This is a genomic window from Flavobacterium sp. ARAG 55.4, assembly GCF_051846875.1.
In the GTDB taxonomy this organism is placed as follows: domain Bacteria; phylum Bacteroidota; class Bacteroidia; order Flavobacteriales; family Flavobacteriaceae; genus Flavobacterium; species Flavobacterium plantiphilum.
In genome coordinates this window covers 1-12461 of the sequence record NZ_JBPYCT010000020.1, presented here as the reverse complement: position 1 = coordinate 12461, position 12461 = coordinate 1, and the positions used below count along the sequence as shown (strand labels likewise).

Sequence of the window (12461 nt, the reverse complement as noted above, 5' to 3'; positions counted from 1 at the left end):
ATGAAACAGTCTTACGTTTATATTTTAAAATGTTCTGATAATTCATATTATACAGGAGTTACAAGTAATTTAACCCAAAGGCTTTTTCAACATGAAACAGGTTTTTATCCCGATAGTTATACTGTAAACAAAAGACCAGTTGAATTAGTTTATTATTGTGAATTTACAGATATCAATTTTGCAATTGATATAGAGAAAAAAATTAAAAAATGGTCAAGAGCTAAAAAAGAAGCATTGATTAATGAAGAATATGATAAACTTCCTAATTTAGCAAAGAAAAAGTTTTAGATAACTTAAATTAAAAAATACTTCTCGATACAATTTTTAAAAGTAAGGCTGTCGCATTACTATTAAAAATCACTCGAAGTGACGGGTGTAGTAAGTAACATTGAATAAGTACTCGTCAGTTCGAGTGGTTTTTAAAGCTAGATAAATGTCGATTAAAGTAAAAGTGTAATGCTTTAAAAATTGTATCGAGAACCATTATAATTATTTTTGAAAATTAAATTAAAAACAAAAAATGGCACAATTTATAAAAATATATGAAGACAAACCTTCTGAAGCAGCAATTGCTAAAGTGGTTAAAGTTTTGAAAGAAGGTGGTTTGGTGATTTACCCTACGGACACTGTTTATGGCTTGGGTTGTGATATAACCAATTCCAGAGCCTTGGAACGCATTGCAAAAATTAAAGGAGTAAAGCTTGATAAAGCAAAGTTTTCATTCATTTGTCATGACTTGAGTAATCTTTCAGATTATGTCAAGCAAATTGACACATCAACTTTTAAAATTCTTAAAAGAGCTTTACCCGGACCTTATACTTTTATTTTACCGGGAAACAACAATTTGCCTAAAGAGTTCAAAAAGAAGACTACTGTTGGTATTCGTGTACCTGAAAACAATATTACTTTAGAAATTGTAAAAATGTTAGGGAATCCAATTGTAACAACCTCTATTCGTGATGAAGATGATGTGATAGAATACACCACTGATCCGGAACTAATTTTCGAAAAATGGCAGAATCTGGTGGATGTGGTAATTGACGGAGGCTATGGTGACAATGTGGCATCAACTATTATTGATTTATCCGGTCATGAACCTGAAGTAATTCGGGAAGGAAAAGGAGATATTGATATTTTGTAATATTGGATTTGATATTCCATTTTGACAGATTAAAGCATAAAAAAAAACGTCCCGAATCGATAGCTATCTCGACGGGACGTTTTTTTTATGATGAAATCTAAAACAGATTATTTTTGTTTTTTCATTTCTTTTTCAACCATATCATAGAATTGGTCAATTTTAGGTAAAACAAGAATACGTGTTCTTCTGTTTTTAGCTCTGTTTTCAGCAGAATTATTATCCACTAAAGGAACATAAGAACTTCTACCTGCAGCGATTAATTGCTCTGGTTTAACTCCTAATTCGTTTGTTAACACACGGATGATAGAAGTAGAACGTTTCACACTTAAATCCCAGTTGTCTAACAAGATTCCGTTTCCAATGTAAGGAACATTATCGGTATGACCTTCAACCATACATTCAAAATCAGGTTTGTCATTTACTACTTTAGCAACTTTAGCTAAAACACTTTTAGCTCTGTCACTTACATTATAACTACCTGTTTTAAACAACATTTTGTCAGAAATAGAGATGTATACCACTCCTTTTTCAACATTGATTTCGATGTCCGGATCGTTCAATCCTACTACGCTTTTTAAACTTGTAACCACAGCAAGAGTAACACTGTCTTTCTTGTTTAAAGCATCCTGCATTCTGGAGATTTTCAAGTCTTTTTCTTTGATAGATTCTAAAGCTTTTTCGATGTTTTCTGCACCTTTAGCTGTTAAAATAGTCATATCTTTAGAAGTAGCCATTAAGGTTTGATTGTGTTCTTTTAAACCTTCAACTCTGGCTGTTAGTCCGGCTTTTTCTTCCAGACAGGAATTTAATTTTACAGTTGCAGTATTTAATAAATCCTGAGTTTCTTTATTTCTTGCTTCTAAATCTGCGTATTTCTTTTTAGATACACAAGATGTTAAAAGAGCGAGTACCGAAAGGGCGATAACAACTTTTTTCATAAATTTAAATTAGTTTTTGAGTTTTTACAAATTTAGTTTTTAATATTTAGAAATTAAATATAAATTAATGTTAATTTTATTTCGCAAAGACCTTGCCATTTTTAATATAATAAATAATAACGATACTTTTAACATTATAGTATTTTTTTGATTGAAAAAAATCTCTTTTTTTGTAAGTTTTTGAAAATAAACCATAAAAAACAAAATGAGCTTTCAAAATAGCAAAACAATGACTGAATTTTCCCTGTAAAATAAAATGAAGTCCGGCAACTCCATCCAGAATCAAACGGACAAATAAAACAGAATATAAATTTTCCTTTGGTAGGTTTTTAACCAGCATTAATAATGAATTCCTGAAATTCAAAAATGTTTTTTGTGGATTTCCCTGTTTCAAAGTCGCACCACCTACATGATAAACCACTGATTCCGGATTGAATCTGATAGTATATCCTTTGTTTCTGGCACGCCAGCATAAATCAATTTCTTCCTGATGTGCAAAAAAATCAGCATCAAATCCCTTTAATTCATGATAAACATTGCTTCTGATAAAAAAGCAGGCGCCGGAAGCCCAGGTAATTTCTCGGGCATCATTATATTGTCCATTGTCTTTTTCAATAGTTTCAAAAATGCGACCGCGGCAATAAGGGTACCCGTATTTATCAATAAAACCTCCGGCAGCCCCGGCGTATTCAAAATGATCCTTATTTTTATAATCCAAAATTTTTGGTTGGATTATAGCGGTGTTGGGTTCGTTTTCAAAAGTTTCTAAAATAGGTTTTAACCAATTTTCAGTCACTTCTATATCCGAATTGACTAAAGCATAAATTTCAGCATCAATGTGTTGTAAAGCTTCATTATAGCCCTGTGCAAATCCAAAATTCCCGGTATTCTGAATAATATTTACAATGGGGAAATTAGTTTTTACATAGGATACAGAAGTATCCGTAGAAGCATTATCCGCAACATATATAGTAGCTTCAGGAGAATATTTGATTACAAAAGGTAAAAAATTTTCTAATAACTGAACCCCATTCCAATTCAGGATTACAACTGCTGTTTTTTTCAAAATCTTGTTATTTAATTATTTATAATCGGGAATTGCGGTTAAAAACTGATATTTTTCATTCTGATAATCCATTTGACAGAAATAATGATTCAATCCATTGCTAACCATTAAAAAATTAGATTTCATGGTCATATTATAACGGGCAATCTGGTCAAAAGTTCCCTGTGTAATTTTTACTTCAGGCGCTTTGCATTCCACTAAAACTTCAATTGAACCATCTGAGTTAAAAACTACAACATCATATCTTTTTCTCAACCCGTTTACCAGCAGCACTTTTTCTACATTAATTAAAGATTTTGGATATTTTTTTTCTTCTGATAAAAAGCGTACCACATGCTGACGAACCCATTCTTCAGGTGTGAGAATGATGAACTTTTTTCTGATTTCATCAAAAATAGCCATTTTATTTTCGCTATTTTTGAAACGAAATGAATAAGAAGGAAAATTGAGTTTTTGCATCTGGCAAAAATAGAAAATATGTTTAAAGATAGTAGATTTCAAATCTGAAATCTGTTTTCTAAAATCTGAAATCTAAAAATGGACGAAGTCATAAAAATTGTTAACGATATTAAAGCAGGAAATATTAAACCTATTTATTTTTTAATGGGGGAAGAACCTTATTATATTGATAAACTTTCGGACTACATTGAAGAAAATGTTTTGTCGGAGGATGAAAAAGGTTTTAATCAGACGGTGATGTACGGAAGAGATGTCTCGGTAGATGACATTGTTTCCACTGCTAAACGATATCCTATGATGGCTGAGCGTCAGGTTGTAATTGTAAAAGAAGCTCAGGATTTGACAAAGACTATTGACAGACTGGAAAGTTATGCCGAAAATCCAATGCTTTCTACAGTTTTAGTGTTTTGTTATAAATACAAGACTCTGGATAAGAGAAAGAAAGTAACGAAGATGCTTGCTAAATCCGGAGTCGTTTACGAAAGTAAAAAGCTATATGAAAATCAGGTTGGCGATTGGATCAAACGTGTTTTATCCGGAAAAAAGTATGCCATTGAGCCTAAAGCAGCCGCCATGTTAGTTGAGTTTTTAGGTACTGATTTAAGTAAAATAAATAATGAACTGGAAAAATTACAGATTATTTTACCCAAAGGGAGTACTATTACGGCTAAAGATATTGAAGAAAATATAGGTTTCAGTAAGGATTTTAATGTTTTTGAATTACGAAAAGCTATTGGGGAACGAAATCAGCTGAAAGCTTATACGATTGCTGAAAATTTTGCTAATAATCCAAAGGATAATCCGATGGTTGTTACTACAAGTTTAGTTTTCGGTTTCTTTGTTCAGTTATTAAAATATCACGGACTAAAAGATAAAAATCCTAAGAACGTAGCTTCTGTTTTAGGAGTAAATCCTTTTTTTCTGAAAGAATATGATTTGGCAATACGAAATTATCCGATGCGAAAAGTAAGTCAGATTGTAGCTTCTTTAAGAGAAATCGATGTTAAAAGTAAAGGAGTAGGAGCTAATGCTTTATCTAATGGTGATTTATTAAAAGAAATGCTTTACCATATTTTTAATTAGCTGCTAAATTTAACGATATTTGTGTTTCTGAAAATGTTTAATAAATACCACAATAATGGGAATGAATAAAAACACCATCTTAGGATGGGCTACTTTTATAATGATTGTAATGGGACTCATATTAATAGGTCTGGGAATATTTAAATACCGGGATATTTCAGGAATCGGATTTGCAGCCGTAGGAATCGGTTTTTTTTCTATTGCCTGGGTGTTTAGTGCTCTTAAAGGGAGAGTATAGCTCATCCTTAATTATTAAATTTAAACGGCGGTTATTTTTGAAAGTAACTGTCGTTTTTTTATGCGATTCATTTGGAACAAGGTTATTATTTATATTAATTCCAATCATTAACCCGAAGTTAACATTTTGATGCATCTGTTATAAAACGTTAACATATTGGTTATTATTTAAACAAAATAAGTTAACCGTTAAAAGTTTTTTAGGGCATAGTTTTGACAAAAATAAAAATAGAAAAACTATGAAATTTAACTACCTAAAAAAAGCCGGAGTATTATCGATACTAAGCTTAGCAGCAATCAGCTGTCAAAATGATGATGATTCTAAAAGTCCTAATGCTACAATTGATTTTAACAATACTTCAAAAGAACCTGCATTAGTTGTTGCTAAGGAAGGTTTTGAAAATTTGAAAATTACTGCAATGATAAGTAGTACGGATGTATTATCGCAGTCACCTAATTTTGTTTACGGAGCGCAGCCTGATGGTGCCGGATTTATGAAGGATCCTAATGGTGATGGATATATGATGATTACTAATCATGAAATCTTACAATCCGTTTCCAGAGTTTATTTTGATAAAACACTTAAACCTGTAAAAGGGGAATATATAGTTGACGGAATTGGAGGAATGACCAGATTGTGTTCAGCTACATTAGCTACTCCGGCTATTCACGGATTTGGTCCTATGTTTTTGACAGCAGGAGAAAGTGGTGAAGAAAGTATGGTTCACGGAATAAATCCATTTGGTTTAAGTAGTGAAAAAAGCAGAAAAGACAGAGTTTTGCCTGCTCTTGGAAAAGCAAGTATGGAAAATGCAGTTCCTTTAACTAAGGATGCTTTTCCGGGTAAAACAGTTATTTTAATTGGAGAAGATCAATCTTACGGAACTTCTCATGCCAGTGCTGGTCAGGTTATTATGTATGTAAGTAACACAGTTGGTGATTTAAATAATGGAAAATTATATGCTTTAAAGAGAAATGATGGCAATCAGGTAGAGACTTCAATGAATATCGGAAGTTCATTTGATGTTTCATTTGTAGAAATTCCAAATGCTAAGAATCTTACAGGTGCGCAAATTAATACTACAGTAAATAGTTTAGGTGCTATTCGTTTTTCAAGAGTAGAAGATGTTGATTACAGAAAAGGTTCTGCTAAAAATAACCGTGAAATCTATTTTACTGCTACAGGTCAGGCGAGCAATAATAATCCGGTTGATGGATATACGATGTGGGGAAGAGTTTATAAATTAAATTTAGATGATAAAAATCCATTAATTGGTAAACTGGAATTAGTAGTTGAAGGTGATTCTGCCGCCGGTACAGGAATTATCAATCCTGATAACCTTTGTGTTACTGAAAACTATGTGTACATTCAGGAAGATGGAGATTCTTATTATACTGCTGCTAAACACGATTCATATATCTGGCAATACAACATTGCTACAAAAGCTAATAAACCATGGCTGACAATGAATCACAAGCGTGAGGATGCTACCTGGAATACAACTTACAACCAGACAGGTGTAATGAAATTTGGTAGCTGGGAATATGGGGCAATGGAAGATATTTCAGATGTGATAGGGGTGCCAAATACTTTTATTGTAAATGTTCATCCTCATACCTGGCAGAAAGAAGCTTTCAAATATGCTGATGGAAGTAAAGTGAATTCTAATATGGAAGGTGGTCAAACCGTGATAATAAGAAACGTTCAAAAATAATTTTTGATATTAACATATAAAAAAACAGCCCTTTTACAGGGTTGTTTTTTGCTTTTTATTTACCTTAAAAATGAAATTGTTTAAAAATAATTGTACCGGAAAAATAATCCTTGCTCTTAATTTAGCACTTGTAATGCTGTTCTCCGGCTGCGAAAAGAAATACGTTGAGATCACTGCGCAACAGGAATTAATTTCAGATATTGAAAAATTAAATCAGGAAGTTGCCGATTTTGAAAAAACAGTAGAAAAAAGCAACGATCCCAAAAAGATACAACAAGCTTTTAACAAAACGCGGTTATCTTATAAAAAAATAGAATGGGCAGTTGAATATTTTACACCAAATCCAGCCCGTTTTGTAAACGGACCCGCTCTGGATGAACTGGAAGTTGCAGAAAATACCTTTATTCCACCCAATGGTTTTCAGGTAATTGAAGAAATGATTTTTCCGGATTATCCTCTTGAAAACAAAGCCGATTTAATTCGTACCATTAAAATATTAAATGGAAATTTTAAGCAAATCCAGCAGCATTTAAGCGCAATTACAATTTCTGATTCCCATATTTTAGATGCTTCAAAAATGGAAATCAACCGCATTCTGGCATTAGGAATTACAGGATTTGATTCTCCTATAGCTTTTCAGTCTATTCCGGAAGCGGGAAGCAGTCTGAGTTCAATAGGGAATTTAATTTCGAAAATGAATTTTGAAAGATCTGAATCTGTTCAGTATGAAAAAGAAATAAAAAATCTAATTCATCAGGCAATAAATTATTGTAAAGAAAATGCTGATTTTAAAACATTTGACAGAGCTTATTTTATTAAAAACTATCTGAATCCAATTAGCAAAAAGTTAGTAGCTTTTCAAAAAATTAATAAGATAGAAGGTGTCAATAGGAATAATGTTGTGAACCCAAAAGCCACAACTATTTTTGACAAAGAAGCTTTTGATGTAAACGCTTTTATTCCTTCAGAAGAATATGTGTACACAAAAGAAAAAGCTGAATTAGGGAAACAATTATTTTATGAAAATGCTTTATCAGATGATAAAACCAGAAGCTGTTCCTCTTGTCATAATCCCGAAAAAGCATTTACGGATGGTTTAAAAACAAACCAATCTTTAACAGGAAGTAATTTGAGCAGAAATACACCAACGTTAACCTATGCTTCATTGCAAAATGCCCAGTTTTGGGATATGCGCCAACTGGATTTGGAAAAACAAAGTTTAGATGTAATCCAGAATAAAGATGAAATGCACGGAAATGTGGCTAATGCCATTGAGATATTGACTAAAGATGCAGCATACCAAAAACGGTTTAAAAAAGCGTTTCCAAATTCTGAAAAAATTCAGGAATGGCAGGTTCAGAATGCTTTAGCGAGTTATATCCGTTCTCTAAATGCTTTTGACAGTAGATTTGATAAGTATATACGTGGTGATTCAGATGATTTTACTGCCGAAGAAAAATTAGGATTTAATCTTTTTGCCGGAAAAGCAAAATGTGCTACTTGTCATTTTATTCCTTTGTTTAACGGAACTGTTCCACCAAATTATCAAAAAACAGAGCAGGAAATAATTGGAACACCAGCTGATAAAAGCGGGAAAAAAATCAGTCCTGATTTAGGAAGATACATACAATACCAAATGCCTCAGTTGAAAAATGCTTTCAAGACACCATCATTAAGAAATGTTGCTGTAACGGCACCCTATATGCACAATGGAGTTTTTACAACTTTAGAAGAAGTAGTTGATTTTTATAATAAAGGAGGAGGTGTTGGTCTTGGAATTGCTGTTGAAAATCAAACTTTACCCGCTGATCCATTGGAATTAAACGAAAAAGAAATTAAAGCTTTAATTGCTTTTATGAAAACCCTGACTGATGAGGCTTATCGATAATTGCTACTGTAAAAAATAAATTGGAATGTCAGCGAACTTATTTATTGTTTCTTTAATAATGTTATATTTGTATTCTTTAAAAAAATTAAATTTATAATATTATGTCAGACGATAAAAAGGTAATTTTCTCAATGCAAAAATTGAGCAAAACCTATCAGGGAGCAGATAAACCTGTTCTTAAAAATATCTATTTAAGTTTCTTTTACGGAGCTAAAATTGGTATTCTGGGTTTAAATGGTTCAGGAAAATCTTCTCTTTTAAAAATTATAGCAGGTGTTGATAAAAACTATCAGGGAGATGTGGTTTTTCAGCCGGGATACACTGTTGGGTATTTAGAGCAGGAACCTGAATTAGATGATTCTAAAACGGTTTTGGAAATTGTTCAGGAAGGTGCTGCTGAAACGATGGCTGTTTTAGCAGAATACAATCAAATTAACGATTTGTTCGGTCTTGAAGAAAACTATTCTGATCCGGATAAAATGGACAAGCTGATGGATCGTCAGGCTGCTTTGCAGGACAAAATTGATGCGCTTGGAGCTTGGGAAATAGATACTAAATTAGAGATTGCAATGGATGCTTTGCGTACTCCGGACGGTGATACACCAATTAAAAACCTTTCAGGAGGTGAGCGTCGTCGTGTTGCTTTATGCCGTTTATTGTTACAACAACCGGATGTATTGTTATTAGATGAGCCTACCAACCACCTTGATGCAGAGTCGGTACTTTGGTTAGAGCAGCATTTAGCCCAATATTCAGGAACTGTAATTGCAGTAACGCACGATAGGTATTTTTTAGATAATGTAGCGGGATGGATTTTAGAGTTAGACAGAGGAGAAGGTATTCCGTGGAAAGGAAATTATTCTTCGTGGTTAGACCAAAAATCGAATAGAATGGCGTTAGAAGAAAAAGTAGCTTCTAAACGCAGAAAGAACTTAGAAAGAGAGTTGGATTGGGTACGTCAGGGAGCTAAAGGCCGACAAACCAAACAAAAAGCACGTTTACAAAACTATGATAAGTTATTGAACGAAGACCAAAAGCAACTGGATGAAAAATTAGAAATTTACATTCCAAACGGACCTCGTTTAGGGACTAATGTTATCGAGGCTAAGAATGTTGCCAAAGGATTTGGCGATAAATTATTATATGATAACTTGAACTTCACATTACCTCAGGCTGGAATTGTTGGTATTATTGGACCAAACGGTGCCGGTAAATCTACTATTTTCAGAATGATTATGGGAGAACAGGAAACTGACAGTGGAGAGTTTTCTGTGGGTGAAACGGTAAAAATTGCATATGTAGATCAATCTCATTCTAATATTGATCCGAATAAATCCATTTGGGAAAATTTCTGTGACGGACAGGAATTAATTATGATGGGTGGTCGTCAGGTAAATTCCCGGGCTTATTTAAGCCGATTTAATTTTGGCGGAAGCGATCAGAATAAAAAAGTATCCACACTTTCCGGAGGAGAACGTAACCGTTTACATCTGGCAATGACGTTGAAAGAAGAAGGAAACGTATTGCTTCTGGATGAGCCTACAAATGATTTGGACGTAAATACGCTTCGTGCATTAGAAGAAGGTTTAGAAAATTTTGCAGGTTGTGCAGTGGTTATTTCTCACGACAGATGGTTTTTGGATCGTATTTGTACGCACATTTTAGCTTTTGAAGGAAACTCTGAAGTTTATTTTTTCGAAGGAAGTTTTTCTGAATATGAAGAAAATAAAAAGAAACGTCTTGGTGGAGATTTAACGCCAAAACGAATCAAATACAGAAAATTAATCAGAGGTTAATTTCTTCTGATAAAGATAAAAAAGAAGAGATGATTTTTATTTAAATCATCCCTTCTTTTATACTCATTATGTTTTTATGAATTACTAAACTGTAGATTGCTCAGGTTTTTATAAATTCCGTTTTCAAGACCAATTAATTCTAAATGAGTTCCTTGTTCGCTAATTATTCCGTTATCAATTACTAATATCTGATCAGCGGATCGAATAGTTGATAAGCGGTGCGCAATAATGATACTGGTTCTTCCTTCCATTAAAATTTCAAGTGCTTCCTGAACTAATTTTTCACTTTCACTGTCTAATGATGAAGTAGCTTCATCCAGAATCAAAATACTTGGATTTTTAAGTAAAGCACGGGCAATGGCAATACGTTGTCTTTGTCCGCCTGAGAGTTTAATCCCTCTTTCGCCTACAATAGTCTCCATTTTTTCCGGAAAACTTTCAATAAAATTGTAGGCATTCGCTTGTTTGGCAGCAGCCAGAATTTCTTCATCGGTTGCACTTGGTTTACCATAAGCAATATTCTCTTTGATGGTTCCTCCAAATAAAATTACATCCTGAGGAACGATACTCATATTACCGCGTAAATCTTCTAAATCATAATCGTAGATATTTTTACCATCAATTAAAATTGATCCGCTGTCTATATCATAAAAGCGCAATAACAAAGAAGCAATTGTTGATTTTCCAGCACCACTTGGACCTACTACAGCGATTTTCTGTCCGAAACCAGCGGAGAAATTTACGTCTTTTAATACCGGAATTTCTTTTCTTGAAGGGTAACTAAAAGCGACATTTTTAAAATCTACTGTTCCTTTAAGCTTAGGAGACGTCATTTCATGTACTTCCGTATTAATTTTTTCAGGAGTTTCGTCCAGTAATTCAAATACACGCTCTGTAGCACCTACCGCTTTTTGGATTTGAGCATACATTTCGGCAATTCCACCAAAGGAAGCACCAATAAAAGTAGTATATAATACAAATGAAATTAAATCACCTACTCCTTCGACTTCACCTTTAATGGTTAATGTTATTCCGTACCAAACAACGACTACCACACAACCAAAAAGGCACAGAATAATAAATGAAGCAAAATACCCTCTGTACTGACCGCCTTTAATCGCAATGGCTATAATTTCTTTAATTTTATTTTTATAGCGTTGTAATTCGTACCATTCATTTGCAAAAGCTTTTACATTACTAATTCCCTGTAGTGTTTCCTCAACGATTACCTGACTTTCAGCAACCTTGTCCTGCGTCATTTTTCCGTATTTTCGAATGAATCTGCCAAAAATAACTGCTGCTACGGCAACAACAGGAACAATGCAAAGCATCATAAGAGTCAATTTTGGACTAATACTTCCTAAAATTACAAATCCGCCAATGATTAAGATAAATTGTCTGAGAAATTCGGCTATAGTTGTGGTAAGTGTATCTTGCAATTGCGAAATATCGGCACTAATACGGCTGTTTAATTCCCCTACACGTTTTTGAGAGAAAAAAGACATGGGCAGCTTAATCAAATTTTCGTACAATGCAAAACGGATATTAGATAAGGTGTTTTCGGTAAAATTTACAAAAAGCGAAATTCTGAAAAAAGAAAAGATAGCCTGTAGCATTAAGATTCCCATTAACGCCATGGCTATTTCATTGGCTTTGCCTAAATCTTTATTAGTAACACAATCTACTAACATTCCCATCAATTTAGGAAAGGCGAGGGCTGTTGCGCTGGTTAGTAATAAAAAAACTAATCCTATAAAAAATTTAAATTTATGATTTTTGGAATATTTGAATATTCTTAAGGCTTTTTGGAGAGAGCTGGTTGTTAATTTTGCTTTGGGTAAATCATTTTCTTTGAAACGAGCCATAGTATTGAATTTGTTTCCACAAATGTAATACTATCAAAGGGTATTACAAAAAAATAGTAAATCATTAAAATGTTGTAAGTGAGTCGCTAAGAAATTAATGTTGATTTTTTATTAATTTATTTTAAAAAAACACTTGCAAATATAAAATCTAGCTGTATATTTGCACTCGCAATCAGCAATGATAGCACAATGAAATAGGGCGATTAGCTCAGCTGGTTCAGAGCACCTCGTTTACACCGAGGGGGTCGGGGGTTCGAACCCCTCATCGCCCAC

The 12461-nt window shown here is 33.3% G+C and carries 11 protein-coding genes and 1 tRNA gene; 8 read left to right on the top strand and 4 right to left on the bottom strand.

Translation table 11 applies throughout. The features are described from left to right. Entirely contained in the window at positions 1-288 is a 288-nt protein-coding gene (locus ACSV4D_RS17355; protein ID WP_439229264.1) for a GIY-YIG nuclease family protein, read from the top strand. A gap of 232 nt (positions 289-520) precedes the next feature. After that, a complete protein-coding gene (locus ACSV4D_RS17350) occupies positions 521-1141 on the top strand; it encodes an L-threonylcarbamoyladenylate synthase (RefSeq protein WP_439229263.1) in 621 nt (206 codons plus the stop codon). 107 nt (positions 1142-1248) lie between these two features. Here the strand turns inward: ACSV4D_RS17350 and ACSV4D_RS17345 are convergent, their stop codons facing one another. The 3 genes from ACSV4D_RS17345 to ACSV4D_RS17335 all read right to left on the bottom strand — a co-directional run bounded on the left by ACSV4D_RS17345 (position 1249) and on the right by ACSV4D_RS17335 (position 3604). Further along, positions 1249-2079, bottom strand: coding sequence for an OmpA/MotB family protein (locus tag ACSV4D_RS17345; RefSeq protein WP_408082284.1), 831 nt, complete (start codon positions 2077-2079; stop codon positions 1249-1251). Positions 2080-2155: 76 nt separating this feature from the next. Next, positions 2156-3145 (bottom strand): glycosyltransferase family 2 protein, encoded by a 990-nt coding sequence (locus tag ACSV4D_RS17340; RefSeq protein ID WP_439229261.1) that lies wholly within the window; start codon positions 3143-3145, stop codon positions 2156-2158. Positions 3146-3160: 15 nt separating this feature from the next. Beyond that, positions 3161-3604 (bottom strand): type I restriction enzyme HsdR N-terminal domain-containing protein, encoded by a 444-nt coding sequence (locus ACSV4D_RS17335; protein WP_408082282.1) that lies wholly within the window; start codon positions 3602-3604, stop codon positions 3161-3163. A gap of 78 nt (positions 3605-3682) precedes the next feature. Between ACSV4D_RS17335 and holA the strand changes: the two genes are divergently transcribed. The 5 genes from holA to ettA all read left to right on the top strand — a co-directional run bounded on the left by holA (position 3683) and on the right by ettA (position 10323). Further along, positions 3683-4687 carry a DNA polymerase III subunit delta gene (holA, locus tag ACSV4D_RS17330; RefSeq protein WP_408082281.1) on the top strand — a complete coding sequence of 335 codons (1005 nt, stop codon included), beginning with the start codon at positions 3683-3685 and terminating at the stop codon, positions 4685-4687. Between the two features lie 55 nt (positions 4688-4742). Further along, positions 4743-4925: a CAL67264 family membrane protein gene (locus ACSV4D_RS17325; RefSeq protein WP_408082280.1), complete on the top strand. Its 183-nt coding sequence runs from the start codon at positions 4743-4745 to the stop codon at positions 4923-4925. 238 nt (positions 4926-5163) lie between these two features. Next, positions 5164-6639: a hypothetical protein gene (locus ACSV4D_RS17320; RefSeq protein ID WP_408082279.1), complete on the top strand. Its 1476-nt coding sequence runs from the start codon at positions 5164-5166 to the stop codon at positions 6637-6639. A 70-nt stretch (positions 6640-6709) separates the two neighbouring features. Continuing rightward, positions 6710-8527: a cytochrome-c peroxidase gene (locus ACSV4D_RS17315; RefSeq protein ID WP_439229260.1), complete on the top strand. Its 1818-nt coding sequence runs from the start codon at positions 6710-6712 to the stop codon at positions 8525-8527. Positions 8528-8628: 101 nt separating this feature from the next. Continuing rightward, entirely contained in the window at positions 8629-10323 is a 1695-nt protein-coding gene (gene ettA / locus ACSV4D_RS17310) for an energy-dependent translational throttle protein EttA (RefSeq protein WP_408082277.1), read from the top strand. 74 nt (positions 10324-10397) lie between these two features. Here ettA and ACSV4D_RS17305 read toward each other — a convergent pair whose 3' ends face one another. Beyond that, a complete protein-coding gene (locus ACSV4D_RS17305; RefSeq protein ID WP_439229259.1) occupies positions 10398-12188 on the bottom strand; it encodes an ABC transporter ATP-binding protein in 1791 nt (596 codons plus the stop codon). Between the two features lie 197 nt (positions 12189-12385). On the opposite strand from ACSV4D_RS17305, the gene ACSV4D_RS17300 reads away from it, so the two are divergent. Further along, positions 12386-12460 (top strand) — tRNA-Val (locus ACSV4D_RS17300). Position 12461 lies beyond the last annotated feature (1 nt).